Origin of the sequence: Ferroacidibacillus organovorans, assembly GCF_001516615.1 — a bacterium.
Taxonomy (GTDB): domain Bacteria; phylum Bacillota; class Bacilli; order Alicyclobacillales; family SLC66; genus Ferroacidibacillus; species Ferroacidibacillus ferrooxidans_B.
The window spans coordinates 19,672-39,777 of record NZ_LPVJ01000070.1 but is presented as its reverse complement, the minus strand read 5'-3'; the positions used below and the strand labels follow the sequence as shown (position 1 = coordinate 39,777).

The window sequence follows — 20,106 nt, the reverse complement described above, 5'->3', positions numbered from 1 at the left end:
GAATAAGAGCAAAGGGAGATTCTCTTGGTAAACGAGATGAATGAAATCCATACGATCGAAGGTTTGGCACCAGAACATACACTCGTCCTCTTTGGCGCGACGGGCGATCTCGCGCGGCGCAAACTCTATCCTGCCCTCTATCACATGCATATGCGGGACATGCTTCCCGAGCGTTTCAGCATCGTCGGTACGGCGCGGCGCGCGCTTACGGATGAGGCGTTTGTCAGCGAGGTAAGACAGGCGCTGCTAACGTATGGAAAGCTTAGCGAACAGGATCTCACGGATTTCCCGGATTTCGCCAAGCGCCTGCGCTACCAAGCCGTGCATGCCGACCGTAAAGATGACTACGCGGCGCTGCATGAGCTTGTGCGGGAGTTGGAGCGCGACGGGCGCACGCCGAATCGCCTGTTTTACTTGGCAATGGCCCCTGAGTTTTTCGGGGATGTCGCACTCTCCATCGCGGCGTGCGGACTGTCTCAGTCGCCCGGATTTTGCCGGCTGATCATTGAGAAACCGTTTGGTCGCGATTTTGAGACGGCGCAGGCGCTCAATGAACAGCTGCGCCAGGCGTTTGCAGAGGAGGACATCTATCGGATCGATCACTATCTCGGCAAGGAGATGGTGCAAAACATCGAGGTCATCCGTTTTGCAAACTCGATGTTTGAGCCGCTCTGGAACAATCGGTCGATTGCAAACGTACAGATCACATCCAGTGAAACAGTGGGCGTGGAGGATCGCGCCTCGTATTACGAAGGTGCAGGGGCGCTGCGGGATATGGTGCAAAATCATATGCTGCAAATGGTCATGATGATTGCGATGGAGCCGCCAAGCCGCCTGAAAACGGAGGCGATCCGCGATGAAAAGGTCAAAGTGCTGCGCTCGCTGCGCCGCTATGGGCCACATGATGTGAAAGAGAATGTGGTGCGCGGTCAGTACACGGCGGGAGCGGAGGGCGAAAAAGGGCAGGGACTGCCTGGCTATCGTCAAGAACACGGCGTAAATGCTGCGTCGCAGACGGAGACATTTGTCGCGGCGCGTCTTTTTATCGATAACTTTCGCTGGGCAGGCGTGCCTTTTTATCTGCGCACAGGAAAGCGAATGGCGCTCAAGTCCACAGAGATTGTCATTCAATTCCGTGATATGCCGCGCGATCTGTACTTTAATCGCGACGGTCAATTGGGCCCGAACCTCCTCGTGATTCGTGTCAATCCTGCGGAAGGCATGTACATGCAGCTCAACGCGAAAAAGCCGGGAACGGAAGGGTCGGTTGTCCCGATTGCGATGGAGTTCAGCCAGGATGCGGACAACGCACCAGAGGCGTATGAGCGTTTGTTGTATGACGCGATGCGCGGCGATTCGACGTTCTTTACGCGCTGGGATGAGGTGTCACTCGCCTGGAAGTTTGTCGATCCGATCGCCGAGGCGTTTCGCGAGGGCGATGCGCCACTTGAAACGTATGAGGCGGGAACGTGGGGGCCGGATTCTGCAAACGCGCTGGTTGAAAAGGATGGCTATCGCTGGTGGCCTGTTTATGGGAAAGACACATCTTCGGTCGAAGATGAACTCTTGCGCCAGCAGGCGCGCACGCTGGAGGTGACACCGTGAGGTTTTATGATGTATCTATGGACATCGTCACAGAGATGGCAGTCTATAAGGACAAGGATGAGAAGCGACCGCACTTTGCGCAGACAGCTTCTTTTTCCACGCACGGCTTTCAAGAGACGCGCGTTTCCCTTGACGTGCACACAGGTACGCATGTCGATGCGCCACTGCATATGGTTGAAGGCGGCGCGCCGATTGAGGCGATCGGGTTGGAGCGTCTTGTGACGACGTGCCGTGTGCTCAATCTCACGCATGTAGAAGACGCGATTGCGCGTGAAGACCTTGAGCCGTTTGCGATACAGGCGGGCGAATTCCTGCTTTTTCAGACGCGCAATTCGGCGCGTGAAGGGTTTGATCCGGGGTTTGTCTTTCTAAACGAAAGCGGTGCGAAGTACCTCGCGGAAATTGGCATCGCGGGTGTCGGCATTGACGCGTTGGGCATTGAAAGAAGCCAAGAGGGACATCCGACGCACAAGGCGCTTTTTTCAGCGAATGTCGTGATTCTTGAAGGGTTGCGTTTGGGCGCCGTGCCGCCTGCCCACTACTTGATGGTATGCGCGCCGCTTCGCTTAAAAGGCGTCGATGCGGCGCCGGCACGTGTGCTTCTGTTTGACTTGTCTGCGCCTGCAGACGCGGGTGCGTAACCGGCTCTTGTAGAGAAGGCCCCACATGGACGCGAATTTGCGTCTGCGTGGGGCTTTTTGCGCGATATTATTCACCCGCTTTTTCAACGGCGTGGCCGCCAAACTCATTGCGCAGCGCCGCGACCACTTTGCCTGTAAAGGTATCGGTCTCTTGCGAGCGATAGCGCATCATCAGGGACAGCGCGATCACGGGTGATGCCACCTGAAGGTCAAGCGCCTCTTCGAGTGTCCACTTGCCTTCACCGGATGAGTGCATGACACCGCGAATGGAGGTGAGGTTTGGATCTTTTTCGAGGGCGCGCGCCGTCAGGTCCATCAGCCACCCACGGATGACCGAGCCGTTTGTAAACACGTTTGCGACATCTCCTAATTCATAGGGAAAGGGGCTCTTTTGCAAGATCTCAAAACCTTCGCCGATCGCGGCCATCATGCCGTATTCGATGCCGTTGTGCACCATTTTTGCGTAGTGTCCGCTGCCGGATGGACCGACATAGGCATAGCCGCCCTTCACGGCAGTACTTGAAAAGAGCTCTTCCACGCGCAGGAATGCTTCTTTTTCTCCGCCGATCATGTAACACGCACCGTGGCGGGCACCCTCCACGCCGCCGGATGTGCCGACATCAAGATAGGCGATCCCGCGGTCGCTGGCCTCTTTTGCGCGGCGCATGCTGTCTTTGTACTGTGAGTTTCCCGCCTCGATGACAATGTCGCCCGCATCGAGCCGAGGGAGAATTTCCGACAAGACCTGATCCACGATCTTGCCCTGGGGAACCATCAACCATACGACCCGCGGGGCCTGAAGCGAAGATACCAGTTCGGCTGAAGTGCGCACCGTTTTGCCGCCCACCTTTTCAAAACTGGCGCGTGACGCCTCGCTCACATCCGTTGCGAGAACGGTGTGCCCCTTTTCCAACATTTGCTCGCCAAGCGCAAACCCCATTTTTCCAAGTCCTATCAGTCCAATGATCACGTGAGTATCCCCCTGTTTCATGCCAGTCTGTCCATCTGTACGATGACGCTATTGTAGCGCACTTGGATCGCGCATCCAAAGCGATTTCAGAACAGATGGTTGATGCGCAGTGGTATTTCTGCAAAACGCGAATTGAAAGACGGACGCAAAATGTGGATACTTGGGTTGTGGCAGTGTTTGATTTGCAGATTCTATGGTTTGATTCAATTTGTAGACTGAAGTGAGGGAAATTCCGTTTTACAATTCTTGCGTAATCTACGTATTGCGAATCACAGCGGTTTCTTGTGGCTTCTTTTGATCAATCTGGTTTTGCGCTTCGGCTTTTTGGCTTGGATGCACCCGCCGCAGTCGGAGGACTTTGCCTGGTATTTTTATCACGCCGTCGATCTTGCAAAAGGGCTTGGGTATCGCCGTGCGACGGGCGGCTATACGGCATACTGGCCGATTGGTTACCCGTTCTTTTTGTCTTTGATCTATCGCGTGTTTCCACAAACCGTTTGGGTGGGGCTTGTAACCAATGCGCTTTTGAGCGTCGGGATTGTCGCGCTCACCTATTTGCTGACGTTCCGCATTTTTGCGCGCAAGGGCGTCGCGCTCGCCGCTGCCGCTTTTTATACCGCATTGCCAAGCCAAATCGAGTGGAATGCAGTGCTTGGCTCGGAAGAATTGTTCACCATTCTCTTGATGATCTTCCTTGCGATCTTTACGATCCCGCCGGGTGCCATGCGCAGACCATGGGTCACTTATGGGAGTGCGGGTGTGGTGCTTGGCATGGCCTGCGACGTGCGCCCGATCCCGCTTCTTTTCCCTTTTATGGCGTGGGGAATCGCCGTGATCTGGCGGCGTGCGCAGTGGCGGTTTTATTCGCGCGTGCTCGTTTATGTGCTGGCGGGGATGGCCTTTGCGATCCTGCCAGTCAGCTTGCGCAACTGGATCGCGATGCATCATTTCATCCTCATTTCGACAAACGGCGGGGTGAATCTTTGGCAGGGAATCTACGCGAACAGAGGATTTTATTGGCTCTGGAATCCTGCACAAAACCCGCTGCTCGCAGCGCACGGAAATGAGATCAGGGAGAATGCGATTGGCATGAACGCGTTCTTTCACTACCTGTTTCACCATCCACTCAATTTTTTTGAGAATGGACTTTATAAGATCAGGAACTTGTATGCGTCGGATCAAAACGCTGTGCATTACACCCTCTTGGCGCATCTTCCGCATGTTCCTCTCTCTGTGATTGAGAACTGGCGGCGCTTTGACACGTATGCCTATTACGGTTTTATGATATTCGTTCTGATCGGATTTTTCGTAAGGCGAAACCTCTCTGCCACCGCGAAATTCGCCATACAGATCGTGCTTCTCTATCTCTTTTATGACACGGTCATTTTTCTCGCGTTTCCCGCGTGGAGTCGCTTTCGCTATCCGATGATGCCGATGTTCGCCCTTTTTGCAGGTTCGGGATGGATGGGTATTGGCGAGCTGTTTCGCCGAATAAAGCATCGCAAGAATACGGAATTAAAAGGGGGTTAACGGATGATGAGCGATCAGTGTGAATCTTTTATTCTCGCCATTGATCAAGGTACGACGAGCACCAGGGCCATGATCTTCGACCGGCGTGGAACGATTCGCGGGATGGCCAAAAAAGAGTTTGCGCAGTACTTTCCAAAACCGGGCTGGGTGGAACATGACGCCGAAGAGATCTGGGATGGTGTGCTCGCCGTGATGAGAGAGGCGCTCACGTCGGCGGGCGTCGCGTATTCAGATTTGGCGGGTGTAGGAATCACAAATCAACGGGAGACCACCGTCTTGTTTGAGCGTGCGACTGGTCGACCGCTTCATCGCGCGATTGTCTGGCAGAGCAGGCAGACGTCTGAAATCTGCGAGCAACTGCGAGCGGCCGGCAAAGAGGCGATGGTGCGTGACAAAACAGGGCTTGTTGTCGACGCGTATTTTTCGGCGACCAAGATTCGCTGGTTGCTCGATGCCATACCTGATGGACAAAAACGGGCGGAGCGCGGGGAAATCCTGTTTGGCACGATGGACACGTGGCTTATCTATCATTTGACTGGCGGAAAACTTCACGCGACGGATCACACCAACGCGTCGCGCACGATGCTATATAACCTTGAGTCTGGTTCGTGGGACGATGACCTGCTTTCGCTCCTGGCGATCCCTTCTTGCATGATGCCGGAGATTCGCTCGTCAAGTGAGCGATACGGAAACCTTGACGCGGCGATCGCGGGCGGCGCGGTCGTTCCAATCGCTGGGGTGGCGGGAGACCAGCACGCGGCGCTTTTTGGACAGGCGTGCTTTGCGCCGGGCATGGTCAAAAACACCTATGGAACGGGCTGTTTTTTGCTTATGAACACGGGCGAGCGGCGGATTCGCTCTGCGCACGGGTTGCTTACGACAGTTGCATGGTCGATCGGCGGGCGGGTAGAGTATGCGCTTGAAGGCAGTGTGTTTATGGCGGGGGCGGCAATTCAATGGTTGCGCGACGGGCTCAAGATTCTTGAGACGAGTGCGGATTCGGAGCGGATCGCAAAGTCGATTGAGAGTTCGGAAGGAGTGTACGTCGTTCCGGCGTTTGTCGGGCTTGGCGCACCGCATTGGGATATGGACGCGCGCGGGGCAATCTACGGATTGACGCGCGGAACGACACAAGCGCACATCGTGCGTGCGACGCTTGAATCCCTCGCGTATCAGACGCGGGATGTCCTTGAGGCGATGGAGCAGGACGCAGGGCTTGCGCTGTCTACGCTGCGCGTGGATGGGGGGGCGGCCGATAATAACCTGTTGATGCAGTTTCAAGCGGATCTGCTTGGCGCGCCTGTCGAGCGTGCGCGCATTCGCGAGATTACGGCGCTTGGCGCCGCGTACTTGGCGGGTTTGGCGGTCGGTTACTGGGACTCCCGCGAAGAAATCGCAAGGCACTGGGCCGCAGAGCGCAGGTTCAGTCCGCTCATGGAGAACACGCAGCGCGCAGCGCTGTGGCAGGGATGGATGTCGGCCGTGGCGCGGACGCGCAGTGACTACCGCGCTTGATGGGCCGTGGTTTTTTGGATTGATGTTTCAATGTTTTGTGGACATTGTTTTGTAGGCGTGACTTTGTGAGTGTGTCATTACTGGTTTTGCGCGCTTGGGGTCTTAGGGACCTTTTAGGATGCACATCTTCAGCTTCGTGTGACACAGCAAACGGTACGCGACAATCATCTATACGCGCCTCACGTTGAGCCATACCCTGTAGAAGGAAGGGGATGGAGATCTTCATGCAAAGTGAGTGGCTAGACGTTGTTCAAAGTGTTAGGCTTGACGGAGATAAAGTCGAGGCTAAGACCTGTTTTTTGCCTTTGTTCCTGCTCTTTGGGCTCGGTGCGTCCAATCGCGCGCAAGGCGCAGCCCGACTGGGTATGACGGCACGGCCTCCCGCTTTGTATGGCTCACCTGCGGGGACCGGCATGTTCTCTGGCAACCGGCCAGTACTGGGATACCGTCCTATGCAGGGATCCGTCTCTCCGCGCGCACCGATTGTTCCACCGCCAATTGCACGTCCCGGCCTTAAACAGGGCGGTTGTGGCTGAGGAAGACGATGATCCGCCGTTGGCGGATCTTGTCTTGTGAAGGATATGAAGGGTGAGGTGAAGAGGCGATGGAACCTGATCAAAAGGTACGTCGTGATCGCGATGTTCACAGTTATCTGTCGTTTTCGTTTGGCATCTTTTCAATCCTTTTATTAACGCTCTTTTTTCCTGTCAGTTTGCCGTTTTCTATCGCCGGACTTGCGCTTGGCCTGATGTCACGCAGGCGCGGTCAGCGTAAATTTGCGATCCTTGGCATCACGTTCTCAGCGATTGCGCTCGTCGCTTGCCTGCTGTTGATCGCCTCGTTTTTCGCGTTGGCGCCGCACGCCATTTCCTGATGTGCGGCGCGTGACGGGTCACGGACCCATCACGCGCCAAGCGGGTATTGAATGGACTTGTTTGTCCTCAGATAGATGGGACCGAAATACAAGAGGGCAAGGCAGAGAATGGCGTCAAAGGAGAAACCTAAAAGAGGAAGACGGGCGTTTAGAAATGCCACTCCGAACGGAATGATGCTGTACAGAAGGGTTCCTGTCAATACTCTCCCTGTTAAGCGCAACTTGTGGTTTTTCGCTGGTTGTTGATGACGATAGATAAAAAACGAGAAAAAGGATGCGCCTATCACGCCAAGGATGTCCAACATCATATCATCGAGAACGGTGGTCAACGATAGCGTTTCATGGTGCGCGAGATAGAGGATCGCAACAAATATTCCGGCCTGAATGATAGATTGTGGAAGTAAAAGGAGCAATCTCCGCAACCAAAAGCGATCGAGGCGAATCGGCGCCAAATAAATGAGTGGCAGAGACTTGAGGTCAGTGCCGCTGTGTAAGAGTGCCCCCGCCTGGATGCCGAGAAAGATAAACGCCACATTGTTTAATTTTCCAGGAAAGAATGCAAATGTGGATAAAAATAGGACGCCAAAAAGCATGGAAAGCCCCTTCGTGCGTGTCAAAATGAGCCACTCGCGCCAGAACAATAAGCGCAACAGACCGGTGGGAACAGGTCGGTAGTGATAGGTGCGCCCATCCGTCGAAAGGACATCGGCGGGACGTTGACTGAGTACTGAGAAACGTCTGCCAAATGGAATGGCTGCAAAAAGGACGCCGACGAATGCCGCCGTTAAGAGGGCATTGATTTGTGGGTATGCTTGGCTGGGATGAGCCGCGATGGAAATGAAAAAATTTCCTGTACGCGTGAACAATTGCGGGTCGCGTTGGCTCATTACGGAGTATGCGCCCATGAGAAGGAATAGAAAGGGGCTGATGATCACACCGGTTTGGTGTTTTAAGCGTGTGGGTAGCCACTGGCTAGCCCAGGCGGAAAGTCCTGCTCCGATTCCGGCATTCAGGCACAGCGAAGTGATAAAGATGAGGATCATCGCGAGAAACGCGCCGAGATGGTATCCGTGAATAAAAAGCGAGAGACCGAGTCCTAACGCAAGAATTCCTGAATTGATCGCTGCAGTGACAACCAGGCTAAACAGGACCATCGCCATTTTGGGCCTGTGAGCGATGGGCGCGGCGCCAAGCAATCCAAGCGTTGAGACAGCCGTCGCCTGACTGAATCCGTTCATGGTCTGAATTAAAATAAAGATCGATGAGTAGGCCACAAACATAGGAATCGTGCTGGCATAACTTTGCGGGTCGGCAAGAGCCGACACGACCAATACGACTTGAAACAGGATGTTGACGCCAAGGTTTATCGCCGTTCGAAAGTCGAGCCACTGTCGTTTGAGGATGATCCATTGCCAGCGTATGAGATAGGCAGTCACAGCGAAACCTCACCCGTTCTTTGAAAGAATACAGACTCCAAACTCCGCGCTCCCCCTTGCGTGAGTTCCTCCGGGGTCCCGGATGCGACAATTCTACCGTGCGTCATCATGACAATTCGCGTCGCCAGATGCTGTGCCATGTCGAGCAGGTGGGTGGAGAGCAGGATCGCGTTGCCATCTTGTGCGTATTCGCGAAAGATCGCCTGCATTTCCGAGGCGCTGCCCGGATCCAATCCAACCGTCGGTTCATCAGCCAAAAGAACGCGCGGGCGGTGCGCGAGTTGAGCGATGAGCGCAAGCTTTTGCTGCATCCCGTGGGAATAGCCTGTGGCTTTTTTGTGAATGACCTCGGTCAGCGCAAAACGCTCGATCAGGGGCGTCGCCCGCTTCTTGATTTCATCCGCTGAACATCCGTAGAGTCCAGCCACAAACTGGATGTACTCCCAACCGGTCAAGTAAGGCATGATCATCGGCTGGTCCGCAACATATCCAAACTGTCCCTTTGCCTCCACGATCTGCTCGGGAATTCGATACGAGAGATAGGTCACACTGCCGCGGGTCGGTTCGAGCAGTGCGGTCAGCATTCGCATGGTCGTGCTTTTCCCGGCTCCGTTTGGACCGAGCAGTGCGACGATTTCCCCTTCTGAAAGAGTGAGATCGACATGATGAACAGCGACGGTCTTTTCAAATGCCCGATGCAGGTTGTAGGCTGCAAGCAGGACGGTCATCCTCTGCGCTCACCTCTTCCACGATTTGCCTTATAAGAGTATAGCCAAGAATCTGTGAGGAGACTAGTTTTCACTACAAAATTTCTAATTGTTTAACGACGTGTTCTCCGCATGTTATGGTACAGATATTGATATGAAAGGGTTTACATATCCCGTGTTTCAATCTAGGATGAGACTAGCGAATGATGAGGAGGAACAAAGTTGAAGACCCCCTTGACACCCCTTGACTGGAAACGCCGCGCAGTTTCACTCTACCCGACAAAAATCGCAGTGGTCGATGGCGATCTCACATTTACGTATCGGGAATTTGATGAGCGCACGTGGCGGCTCAGCCAGGCACTTAGGGCGCGCGGACACGGCGGGCAGCACGTCGCGGCGCTTCTTTATAACACGCATGAGATGCTTGAATGTTTCTATGGCATTGGTCAGATGGGTGGTGTGCTCGTTCCAATCAACACCCGTTTGAACGCGGAAGAAATCTTTTACATTCTTGAGCACAGCGATGCAGAAGCGATCATCTTTGACGCGGACTTTCTTCCGATAATCACAACACTTGTGCATCGATTGCCAAAGATTCAAACATACATCGTGGTGGGGGATGAGTCAGGTCAACGCCTGCGCGACGCACAATCCGGCGCGCCAGAGTACCTGGGGTGGGTACCGTATGAGTTGCTCCTCGCAAACGCAGACGCGACACCGTTTGCGTGTGAACTGGATGAGGATCTGCCGCTTACGATCAATTATACAAGCGGGACAACCTCGCGCCCGAAAGGTGTCGTGCTTACGCATCGCAACAACTACATCAACGCGGCGGACGTGCTTTTTCACATGCGAGTCCATCACGACGACGTGTACCTCCACACGCTGCCTATGTTTCACGTTAATGGCTGGGGCAGTGTCTGGGTGTTTACAGCCGTTGGGGCAACGCACGTCTGTCTGCGCCGCGTCGATCCAGACTACATCCTCTCACTCTTTGAAAACCTGGGGATCACCGTCGCGTTTGGCGCGCCGACGGTGATTAATATGCTGCTAAATGCGACGTCGCTGCCAGAGCGCAAGCTGACAAAGACGATCCGTTTCGCGACGGCCGGATCTCCGCCGCCTGCTGCGGTGATTGAGCAGGCAGAGCGACTGTTGAAAATGGATATCACACACGTGTATGGCTTGACGGAGACGACACCTCTGATCACGTATTGTGAGTGGATCGACGCGTTTGCGAAACTTTCTGAAGAAGAGACGGCGAATGTCAAGGCGCGCCAGGGCGTGGAGATGGTGTTTAGCGGAGAGACGCGCGTGTTTCGCAGTGACGGTGTCGACGTGGCGTGGGATGGCAGCGAGATTGGCGAGATTGCCGCGCGCGGAAACACCGTCATGGAGGGCTATTACAAACGGCCGGAAGAAACGGCGAAGGTGATTCGCGGCGGCTATTTTTACACAGGGGATCTCGCGGTGGTGCATCCAAATGGCTACATTCAAATTGTCGATCGGGCAAAGGATGTGATCATATCGGGCGGAGAAAACGTATCTTCCGTTGAGGTGGAGGGTGTGCTCTATCAACATCCGGCCATTCTTGAGGCGGGTGTCGTCGCAGTGCCTCACGAGAAGTGGGGAGAAGTGCCCAAAGCGTTTGTCGTGCTGAAGCCGGGGGCGACGGTTTCACCTGATGAATTAAACGTGTGGTGCCGCGAACGGTTGGCGCACTTTAAAACGCCAAAGGAGTATGCGTTTGTCGATGCACTCCCACGGACTTCGACCGGTAAGCTGCAAAAGTATCGATTGCGCCAGACCTAAAAAGATCTGCGCGACGCATTGGCGCGCATAGCGTGCAGAAACCATTCCGCCTCATCCGTCATAGGATGCAGCATGAAAACGCATCGATTCGATCACATCGTAGTGCTTATGCTCGAAAATCGTTCATTTGATCATGTGGCGGGGTACCTGTACGATCCGAACGCAATGAACGAGAGGGAGCGACCTGCACGCGGACAGCCGTTTGACGGGGTGGCTGACAAGACACTTAGCAATCCGCTTCCAGGATTCGGGTCGAGCGCTGCACACGCGGTATACGTCAGGCCTGCCACATCGCTTGACATTCCTCAAGTCGATCCAGGCGAGACGTTCACACACGTATCTCGACAGATCTATGGAACGTATCCCGTCTTTCACGGGCAGCGCGACGCAAAAATGAATGGGTTTGTGAAGGATTTTGCGCGTGTGTTGCAAGAGAAAGGTTTGGCACGTGCGGATGATGCGCCGTTTGCCGACGGACTCCGGCAGATCATGCAGTGTTATACGCCAGAGTCGCTTCCGGTATTATCCGGGCTCGCGCGCTCTTATGCTGTGTGTGATCGCTATTTCTCCTCCGTGCCAAGCCAAACGTGGGCAAACCGCGCGTTTCTTCACGCTGGCACATCGCGTGGACTCGTGAACAACCAGCCGTACACTGAGTGGGTGAAAAATGCGTCGCCTACGCTCTTTAACCGCATTTCCGAAGCCAAACGGGAAGATCTTTCGTGGCGCGTCTACTACAGCGTCAAAGACATCCTTCCACTGACGCTTATGATTCACTTGCCTGCTCTGTTCCCTTACGCTTGGACCCATTTTTCCCCGCTCGATCAGTTCTATGAGGACTGCGCGCGCGGCACACTTCCGAGTTACGCGTATCTTGAGCCGCAGTTTCTCGGACCTGACGCAAACGACCAACACCCACCGTCATCCATGCTCCCGGGAGAGTGGCTTTTATTTCGCGTGTATGAGGCGCTTCGCGCGAGCCCGTGCTTTGAGCGAACACTGCTGATTGTGACGTACGATGAACACGGGGGATGCTATGACCACGTTCCGCCGCCTGCCGCTGTTCCACCAGATCCACACAAACCGCTTGGTCAGTGCAATTTTCGCTTTGACCGCCTGGGTGTCCGCGTATGTACCGTGTTGGTTTCTCCCTACATCGAACAAGGGACCGTCTTTCGCCCGCGTGACGCCTCAGGCAAAGAAGTGCCCGCCGACCATACGGCGATTCTGCATACGGCGACAGAGCGCTTTGGCCTTTCCCACCTGACAGAACGCGACCGGCATGCGGTCGATTTGGCGCAAGTGCTTACGCGCTCCACAGCGCGCACTGACGCGCCGCGGTTTATGCCCCATCCTTATTACGGCACACCGGTGACGGCGCGCGGCGAGCATCGCGGACAGCGTGATCTGCACGAACTGTTTCACGCGGCGCTTACAAGCCTTGGTGACCACGCGCGGGAGGTCTTTACATGGTTTGAGACGCGCCGTTGACACTCGCGTGATGCGTGTGAACGGCGCGCGTTGTGTGTTTGCTAGTCTGGCAGATGGTTCTGCTCATCAAACGGGTCTTCGTGTTTCGCGTGTTCGAGTTTGGCATTCACGTCAGACAGCTGTTGCCCCACCTGCTGTAGCGCCTGTCCATTCTCGTCATCCGCCTGAGAGACTGCGCGCGTTGCATGAGACAGCGCGTTTTCAGCTTGCATGAACGTCTCTTGACTCGGATTTGCACTTGCCTGATTGACAGCTCGCCCCGCCTTTTCGACCGAGTTTTGCGCATCCGCCAACGGACTTTGCGCTTGCAGGCTGCTCCGATGATCTGGCATGATTATTCCTCCTTTTTGTGAACGCACCTAGCTTTTACACAATGGCGCAGCGTTACACCCCCAATTTCTTTGGCCGCTCTGCAAAACGAGCGGCCAAACACTTTTGCGACATAGACTTTCGTCGTTCCCGCGTTTGACTTGACGAGAGCGTCGCTTTCTCGGTACGTTTGGTGTGGCACATCTTACAAAGAAATGGATGCGTGGAGATGGATTCAGAGAAACGGGTAAAACTGTTGCACATGCTTCATGAAAATGCGAACTATACTGATGAAATGTTGGCAACCCTGCTTGATGAAGAACCCGCTGAGGTGCGCGCGGTGATTGCGGAAGCGGAGCAGTCGCGCGTGATTCTTGGCTACTCGGCGATTGTCAATTGGGACAAGGTGGACGGAAACGGCGTCACGGCTGTGATCGATGTGCGGGTGACCCCGCAGCGCGAGGTGGGGTTTGACGCGATTGCGCGCCGTATCTATCGCTTTTCGGAGGTCAAGTCGGTGGCGCTGATGTCGGGAGCCTACGATCTGCAAGTGGTCGTAGAGGGCAGCCACCTGCGCGATGTCGCGACATTTGTCTCAGAACGCCTCGCGACGATCGAGCACGTGACAGGCACGGCGACGCACTTTCTCCTGAAGACGTATAAGGCGGATGGGGTCATCTTTGACGACCGCGAAGACGAAAAACGCTTGGTTGTCGCACCGTGAGCGCGTTTGAAGGAAAGCTCTCGCCTCTTGTCGAACAACTTGCGCCATCCGGAATTCGCCGTTTTTTTGATTTGGCGAGCCAAATGGACGACGTCATCTCGCTTGGCGTCGGCGAACCTGATTTTGTCACGCCGTGGCACGTGCGCGAGGCTTGCTTTTACGCGCTTGAACGCGGGTACACAACCTACACGGCGAATGCGGGATTGCCCGCGTTGCGCGATGCGATTGCGCAATACCTAGAAACGTTTGATTTATCGTATGACCCAAAAGATGAAGTACTGGTGACAGTTGGCGGGAGCGAGGCGATCGATCTCGCGCTGCGCGCCGTGGTTCAACCGGGGGATGAGGTTTTGATCCCGGAGCCGGCGTATGTTTCGTATGAACCTTGTGCGATCCTTGCCGGGGCGACGGTGAAAAAGATTGCGACACGCGCGATGGATCAGTTTCGCTTGACGGAAGCTGCCTTGCGCGATGCACTGACACCGCGCAGCAAGGTGCTGATCCTGTGCGCCCCGAACAACCCGACGGGGGCCATCCTCGATCGCGCCGCACTTGCGCAGATTGCAAGCGTCGCGATTGCGCACGACCTGTTGGTCATCAGCGACGAAATCTATGCGGAACTTACCTACGGGGTGCGCCATGTAAGCGTCGCAAGCCTGCCTGGTATGAAAGAGCGCACGATAGTGATCAGCGGCATGTCAAAGGCGTACGCGATGACTGGCTGGCGCATTGGCTACGCGACGGCGCCGCGCGACGTGCTTGCGGCCATGGTCAAGATACATCAGTACACGATGCTGTGCGCGCCGATCATGGGGCAGATGGCGGCGCTTGAGGCACTGAAAAACGGCGAGCGTGAGCGGCAAGCGATGGTGGAGCAGTACGATCAGCGGAGGCGCTTTGTCGTCAAGCGCCTGCGTGAGATCGGGCTTGCCTGTCACGAACCGCAAGGCGCGTTTTATGCGTTTCCGGACATTCGCGCGTCTGGACTTTCTTCCGAGGCGTTCGCAGAACGGCTTTTAAAGGCGGAGCGCGTCGCAGTCGTGCCGGGCGCCGTGTTTGGGCCGTCTGGCGAAGGATTTGTCCGCTGTTCCTACGCGACGTCACTCGCTCAACTCGAGCGGGCGTTTGAGCGGATGGACCGATTTTTGAATTCGTGAGGGGGTTGTGTGATACGTGGCGTTGAAACCTGCTGTGAAAGCGTTGCTTGAGACCATGAAGGCGAGCGGCGCAAAACCGATCTATGAGCAAGATGTCTTAGAGGCGCGCGCGCAGCGCGAAGAGGTGGCGCGCCAGATGAAGACGGACCTTCGCCCGGTTTATGAGGTGCGCGAGATTTACATCGCGGGAAAGGGCGGGCCGCTCACCCTGCGCATGTACCGCCCAAATCGCGATGAACGGCTTCCGGTTCTCGTCTATTTTCACGGAGGCGGGTTTGTGGTGGGCAGCGTGGAGACTGTCGATGACACGTGTCGCGCGCTCGCCAATTACGCGCAGATCGCAGTGGTGTCTGTGGATTATCGGCTTGCGCCGGAGCATCCGTATCCGGCGGCGATTGATGACGCGTACGACGCGACGCGCTGGGTTGCGCAAAACGGGCATAAGCTCGGATTCGATCCCGCGCGCATCGCGGTCGGCGGGGATAGCGCGGGTGGCAACCTGGCGGCGGCGACGGCCATTCGCGCGGCGCAATCGCGGGGAGTTTTCGATTGGATATCAGATGCTGATCTACCCGATGATTGAGCCGGAGCGATTTGACTCGCCGTCGTATTGCAAATACGCGGACAATGTCAATCTGACCAGAGATGCGCTGATCTGGTTTTGGGATCAGTACGCGCCAAAAGGCACAGCGCGAAAGCTGCCCGACCTTTGTCCGCGCGAGGCGTCGGCAGAGGGGCTCGCGCCTGCGTTCGTACTCGTGGCAGAGTGCGATCCTTTGCGTTCGGAGGGAGAGGCGTACGCAGAACATCTGCGCGCGGCGGGTGTCGCAGTTTCATTTCAGTGCGTATCGGGGCTGATTCACGGCTATTTCAGCACGGACTGGGGACTGCCTGAGCGGGAAGAAGCGCTGCACGCGGCGGCGGATTCGTTGCGCCAGGCACTGCACGCGGCGCAATAACGCTACAGTGGCGGGGGCTCGCTGAGGGGGTCGCTCGATCACTCGAAGCTGTCACGCAACGGGACGCTTCGTTCTACTGTGATTCTGTATGTGAGATCTTCGCATTCTCTTAAAGCGAAGATCTCAGCAGTACCCTTTTGATAACGCCCGAATTTCAAAAAAAATTGTAAACGAGTGTCGGATTTTTTTGATTCCTCTTTTATAAAAGAACACTAAACACTTGGGTTAGACAGTAGAAACAAATGAGTTTCCAAAGGGTGTGTAAAATGACATTTCTAAAATACAGTGTTGCACTAATTTTATACATCGCGTTTTCTTTTTTTATCACTTTTACATATATCGAAGCATACAAGGCGCATGACAGACGGATTCATGGATCTGTGGCAGACTTTTGGGTCAAGAGATCGAACAGGATCAGAGCGTTTGTTATTACTGGAATTTTATTATGGGGATTTGGACTCATCACGTTGTATGATCTGCACGCCGTGGCTCAATGATCTCAGCGTCTTGTAATCTTATTTTGTGACCTTTTGTTTTATGGCCTTTTGGATATTTAAAAAACGATAGACTCGTTGTCGCGAGAGTTTGTTCATGTTACGATGTGTGAGAAATATTCAGACTTGCCGAAACTTGGCGATACGGGAGGGAAAGGATGAGCGAGACGATATCTCTTTCACTGACGATCAACGGGAAACCGCATACGGTTGACGTTGAGCCGCGCACACTCTTGGTGCACCTTCTTCGCGATACGCTGCAAATGACGGGCACGCACATTGGCTGTGACACAAGTCAATGCGGCGCATGCACAGTTCTCTTAAATGGAAGCGCTGTCAAATCATGTACGGTTCTCGCCGTTCAGGCAGACGGTGAGCAGGTGACGACTGTTGAAGGCCTCGGAACGCTTGAGAATCTCCACCCGATCCAGCAAGGATTTTGGGAAAAACACGGTCTGCAGTGCGGGTTTTGCACGCCAGGCGTCATGATGGCGGCGACCGATCTGCTCGCGCACAATCCAAATCCTACGGAAGAGGAAATTCGCGACGGTCTCGAAGGCGTACTCTGCCGCTGTACGGGCTATCAAAACATCGTGCGCGCCGTGCAATACGCGGCCCAGCAGATGAACCAACAGGTGGGCGAGCCAGAAGTGGCAGCCGAAGCGGAAGGAGGGCGCGGCTGATGGCGACAGTCTTTGGCACAAAAGTCAAGCGTCGGGAAGATCCGCGCCTGATCACGGGAAATGGCACGTACTCGGATGATGTTGCGCTGCCTGGCATGCTCTATGCGATGATTCTGCGCAGTCCCTATGCGCATGCGAACATTCGCTCGATCGATGTTGCGAAGGCAAGAAACGCGGCAGGCGTTGTCGCGGTGTACACGGGAAAAGACATTCTCGGCAAAGTGGGGGCGATTCCGACAGCGTGGCTGCCGCCAAACTCCGACATAAAGACAACGGTTCATCCGGCGCTTGCGCACGACGTTGTGCGCTATGTCGGGGATGGTGTCGCGCTCGTTGTCGCAGAGAGCCGCTACGCGGCGCGCGACGCGCTCGATTTGATCGAGGTTGACTATGAGCCGCTTGATGTCGTCGTCGATCAGCGCGCGGCGATGCAGGAAGGCGCTCCGCTTGTGCATGGGGATGCGCCAAACAATATTGCCTTTCACTGGAAGGCAGGCGATGCGCCAGACGTTTTGTTTGCAGAGGCGGAAGTGGTCGTGCGCCACGAGTTTCGCCAGCAGCGGCTGATTCCAAACCCGATGGAGACGCGTGCGACGACGGCCTCGTACAATGCGGGGACTGGAGAGCTGACGCTCCATCTCACATCCCAGAATCCGCACATTCACCGCTTCTTGCTTTCGCTTATTCTCGGCATTCCTGAACATAAGTTGCGCATCGTGTCCGTCGATGTGGGCGGCGGGTTTGGTGCAAAAATCGCCTGTTACCCGGACGAGGCGCTCGTTGGGTTCGCGTCGATGGAGCTTGGCCGCCCTGTCAAGTGGATGGAAGATCGACGCGAGCATTTTCTCGCGACAACGCATGGACGCGACATGATCCTGGACGTTGAGCTCGCGGGAAAGCGCGATGGAACGATGACTGCGATTCGCGTAAAAAACATCGCCAACATGGGCGCGTACCTCTCGACGGCAGGACCTGGCGTGCCGACGATCCTGTTTGGCTTGATCGTGCCTGGCGCGTATCAGTTTGCGCACGCCGAAGTGGATGTGTACGGCGTGTTTACTAACACGACGCCGACGGACGCGTATCGCGGTGCGGGTCGCCCAGAGGCCACGTATGTGCTCGAACGCATGGTGGACCTGTTTGCAAATGAGATTGGAAAGGATCCGGTGGAGGTTCGCCGCAAAAATTTGATTCGCGCCGACCAGTTTCCGTACACCACACCGCTTGGTCTTGAGTATGACAGTGGTCAGTATCATCTGGCGCTCGAGCGCGCCTTAGAGATGCTGTCTTACCAAGAGCTGCGGCAACAGCAGGAGCAGTGGCGAAAAGAAGGGCGACTCATTGGCATCGGGTGCACAACTTACGTTGAGATTTGCGGATTGGGACCGTCTCAGGTCGCAGGCGCCGTAGGGTTTCAAGGCGGTCTCTGGGAAAGCTCGACGGTGCGTGTGCATCCGACAGGAAAGATCACGGCGTTTACAGGCGCATCCCCGCACGGTCAGGGTGAAGAGACGACATTTGCGCAAATCGTGTCAGATCGACTTGGCGTGCCTGTCGAAGACATCGAGATTGTCCACGGAGACACTGCGCGGATTGCCATGGGCTGGGGCACGTACGGTTCGCGCACAACGCCAGTTGGCGGCAACGCGCTCGCGGTGGCGACCGATCGCGTGATCGAAAAAGCGAACAAAATCGCCGCCCACATGCTGGAGGCGGCGGAAGAGGATGTGACCTTTTCGGCTGGGAAATTCTCGATCAAAGGAAGTACTGAGCGCAGCGTGACGTTTCAGGAGGTGACGCTTCAGGCATACCTTGCCTGGAATCTGCCTAAAGGGGTCGAACCGGGCCTTGAAGGGCACGCCTTTTATGATCCGGTCAATTTCGTATACCCATTTGGCACACACCTCTGTGTCGTTGAGATTGATCCTGACACAGGCGAGGTTTCCCTTCTGCGCTATATCGCAGTGGATGACTGTGGCCGAGTGATCAATCCGCTGATCGCGGAAGGGCAGGTTCACGGCGGGATCGTTCAAGGAATCGGGCAGGCGCTCTACGAAGGTGCGGTCTATGACGAAGAAGGTCAACTGCTCACCGGGACGTTTATGGACTACGCGATGCCAAAGGCGCGCTTTTTTCCGGAGATGGAGACTGCGTTCACAGAGACACCTGCGCCGCAAAATCCACTCGGCGTCAAAGGCATTGGCGAGACCGGAACGATCGCCTCGACGCCGACGGTGGTCAATGCCGTGATCGATGCGCTGAAGCCTTTTCATGTCAGGGATTTGAACATGCCGCTTACGCCTGAGCGCGTCTGGCGCGCCATGAATGAGGGGAGGAGTCAGGCGTGATACCAAGCGCATTTGCGTATGAGCGAGCGGAGTCTGTCGATCACGCCATCCGCCTTTTGCAGACGGCGGGGAGCGACGCCAAACTGATCGCGGGCGGGCACAGCCTATTGCCCGTGATGAAACTGCGGTTGGCAACGCCGCAGACCATCGTTGATCTCGGGCGAATTGAGGAGCTTAAAAAAATTGTGGTGGGCGTTGACGAGGTAGTTATAGGCGCACTCGCGACGTATGCGCGTGTCATCCGCGATCCGCAGGTGCTTGAGAAAATCCCGCTGCTCGCCGAAGCGTCGCGCGCAGTGGGCGACATTCAAGTGCGCAATCGCGGCACGATTGGCGGGAGCATCGCGCACGCGGACCCTGCGGCCGACGTTCCGGCAGTCGCCATCGCCCTCGATGCGCGCATCCATGTGGCAACCCCGGATGGGCCGGCAAGTTTTACGATGGACGAATTTGTCATCGGTCCGCTCACGACGAGTCTGCCGGAAAACAGCCTGGTGACGTCGATCGCGTTTGCGGTTCCGCCGGCTGGCGCGCGCACGGCGTACGAAAAATTTTCTCACCCCGCCTCGGGTTATGCGGTGGCTGGCGTGGCGGCTGTGCTTCGCGTGACAGAGGGCTTGATCGATTACGCGCGTGTGGCGATCACTGGAGCGGGTGATTTGGCGTATCGCGCGCACGCAGTGGAGCGCGCACTACTGGGCCGACCTGCAACTGATGAGACTGTGCGTGCGGCGGCGGCGTTTGCGGCGCAAGACGGTGAGATGGCGGAAGACTTGTTTGCCTCGGCAACCTATCGGGCGCATCTCTGCCAGGTCTACGCGCAACGCGCTTTGCGCCGCTGCCTGTAGCCG

At 55.8% G+C, this 20,106-nt stretch carries 19 protein-coding genes; 15 read left to right on the top strand and 4 right to left on the bottom strand.

Annotation, left to right across the window (positions count from 1 at the left end):
- Positions 1-36 precede the first annotated feature (36 nt).
- On the top strand, positions 37-1,605 hold the full coding sequence (gene zwf, locus ATW55_RS14145; RefSeq protein WP_067719730.1) for a glucose-6-phosphate dehydrogenase: 1,569 nt from the start codon (positions 37-39) through the stop codon (positions 1,603-1,605).
- On the top strand, positions 1,602-2,246 hold the full coding sequence (locus ATW55_RS14140) for a cyclase family protein (protein WP_067719323.1): 645 nt from the start codon (positions 1,602-1,604) through the stop codon (positions 2,244-2,246). Before zwf ends, ATW55_RS14140 begins: the two co-directional genes overlap by 4 nt.
- Positions 2,247-2,313: 67 nt before the next feature.
- Here ATW55_RS14140 and gnd read toward each other — a convergent pair whose 3' ends face one another.
- Positions 2,314-3,216, bottom strand: a complete 903-nt coding sequence (gnd, locus tag ATW55_RS14135; RefSeq protein WP_067719317.1) for a phosphogluconate dehydrogenase (NAD(+)-dependent, decarboxylating) — start codon at positions 3,214-3,216, stop codon at positions 2,314-2,316.
- Between the two features lie 294 nt (positions 3,217-3,510).
- On the opposite strand from gnd, the gene ATW55_RS14130 reads away from it, so the two are divergent.
- From ATW55_RS14130 to ATW55_RS14115, 4 genes are all read left to right on the top strand, one after another.
- The gene (locus ATW55_RS14130; protein WP_235587148.1) at positions 3,511-4,746 is read left to right on the top strand and encodes a glycosyltransferase family 39 protein; all 1,236 of its coding nucleotides are present in this window, start codon (positions 3,511-3,513) and stop codon (positions 4,744-4,746) included.
- Positions 4,747-4,749: 3 nt separating this feature from the next.
- A complete protein-coding gene (gene glpK, locus ATW55_RS14125) occupies positions 4,750-6,261 on the top strand; it encodes a glycerol kinase GlpK (protein WP_423742971.1) in 1,512 nt (503 codons plus the stop codon).
- A 212-nt stretch (positions 6,262-6,473) separates the two neighbouring features.
- Entirely contained in the window at positions 6,474-6,797 is a 324-nt protein-coding gene (locus ATW55_RS14120; RefSeq protein ID WP_067719310.1) for a hypothetical protein, read from the top strand.
- A gap of 68 nt (positions 6,798-6,865) precedes the next feature.
- A complete protein-coding gene (locus tag ATW55_RS14115) occupies positions 6,866-7,135 on the top strand; it encodes a hypothetical protein (RefSeq protein WP_067719306.1) in 270 nt (89 codons plus the stop codon).
- 29 nt (positions 7,136-7,164) lie between these two features.
- Here ATW55_RS14115 and ATW55_RS14110 read toward each other — a convergent pair whose 3' ends face one another.
- Together ATW55_RS14110 and ATW55_RS14105 are read right to left on the bottom strand one after the other, a co-directional pair.
- Positions 7,165-8,571 carry a hypothetical protein gene (locus ATW55_RS14110; protein ID WP_067719302.1) on the bottom strand — a complete coding sequence of 469 codons (1,407 nt, stop codon included), beginning with the start codon at positions 8,569-8,571 and terminating at the stop codon, positions 7,165-7,167.
- Positions 8,568-9,299 (bottom strand): ABC transporter ATP-binding protein, encoded by a 732-nt coding sequence (locus ATW55_RS14105; protein ID WP_067719297.1) that lies wholly within the window; start codon positions 9,297-9,299, stop codon positions 8,568-8,570. Before ATW55_RS14105 ends, ATW55_RS14110 begins: the two co-directional genes overlap by 4 nt.
- 201 nt (positions 9,300-9,500) lie before the next feature.
- Between ATW55_RS14105 and ATW55_RS14100 the strand changes: the two genes are divergently transcribed.
- Positions 9,501-11,090 carry a long-chain-fatty-acid--CoA ligase gene (locus ATW55_RS14100; protein ID WP_067719294.1) on the top strand — a complete coding sequence of 530 codons (1,590 nt, stop codon included), beginning with the start codon at positions 9,501-9,503 and terminating at the stop codon, positions 11,088-11,090.
- Between the two features lie 72 nt (positions 11,091-11,162).
- Positions 11,163-12,581 (top strand): alkaline phosphatase family protein, encoded by a 1,419-nt coding sequence (locus ATW55_RS14095; protein WP_067719291.1) that lies wholly within the window; start codon positions 11,163-11,165, stop codon positions 12,579-12,581.
- A 41-nt stretch (positions 12,582-12,622) separates the two neighbouring features.
- Here ATW55_RS14095 and ATW55_RS14090 read toward each other — a convergent pair whose 3' ends face one another.
- Positions 12,623-12,913, bottom strand: a complete 291-nt coding sequence (locus ATW55_RS14090; protein WP_067719288.1) for a hypothetical protein — start codon at positions 12,911-12,913, stop codon at positions 12,623-12,625.
- A gap of 206 nt (positions 12,914-13,119) precedes the next feature.
- Between ATW55_RS14090 and ATW55_RS14085 the strand changes: the two genes are divergently transcribed.
- From ATW55_RS14085 to ATW55_RS14050, 7 genes are all read left to right on the top strand, one after another.
- Positions 13,120-13,614: an Lrp/AsnC family transcriptional regulator gene (locus ATW55_RS14085; protein WP_067719285.1), complete on the top strand. Its 495-nt coding sequence runs from the start codon at positions 13,120-13,122 to the stop codon at positions 13,612-13,614.
- Positions 13,611-14,771 (top strand): aminotransferase class I/II-fold pyridoxal phosphate-dependent enzyme, encoded by a 1,161-nt coding sequence (locus ATW55_RS14080; RefSeq protein ID WP_067719282.1) that lies wholly within the window; start codon positions 13,611-13,613, stop codon positions 14,769-14,771. The genes ATW55_RS14085 and ATW55_RS14080 overlap by 4 nt, the downstream gene beginning before the upstream one ends.
- Positions 14,772-14,787: 16 nt before the next feature.
- Complete coding sequence (locus ATW55_RS14075) at positions 14,788-15,354, top strand: alpha/beta hydrolase (RefSeq protein ID WP_067719278.1); 567 nt, start codon at positions 14,788-14,790, stop codon at positions 15,352-15,354.
- Positions 15,332-15,730, top strand: coding sequence for an alpha/beta hydrolase fold domain-containing protein (locus ATW55_RS14070; protein ID WP_067719274.1), 399 nt, complete (start codon positions 15,332-15,334; stop codon positions 15,728-15,730). Before ATW55_RS14075 ends, ATW55_RS14070 begins: the two co-directional genes overlap by 23 nt.
- Positions 15,731-16,382: 652 nt before the next feature.
- Entirely contained in the window at positions 16,383-16,907 is a 525-nt protein-coding gene (locus tag ATW55_RS14060; RefSeq protein WP_067719266.1) for a (2Fe-2S)-binding protein, read from the top strand.
- Complete coding sequence (locus ATW55_RS14055) at positions 16,907-19,255, top strand: xanthine dehydrogenase family protein molybdopterin-binding subunit (RefSeq protein WP_067719262.1); 2,349 nt, start codon at positions 16,907-16,909, stop codon at positions 19,253-19,255. Before ATW55_RS14060 ends, ATW55_RS14055 begins: the two co-directional genes overlap by 1 nt.
- A complete protein-coding gene (locus ATW55_RS14050; protein WP_067719259.1) occupies positions 19,252-20,103 on the top strand; it encodes an FAD binding domain-containing protein in 852 nt (283 codons plus the stop codon). Before ATW55_RS14055 ends, ATW55_RS14050 begins: the two co-directional genes overlap by 4 nt.
- Positions 20,104-20,106 lie beyond the last annotated feature (3 nt).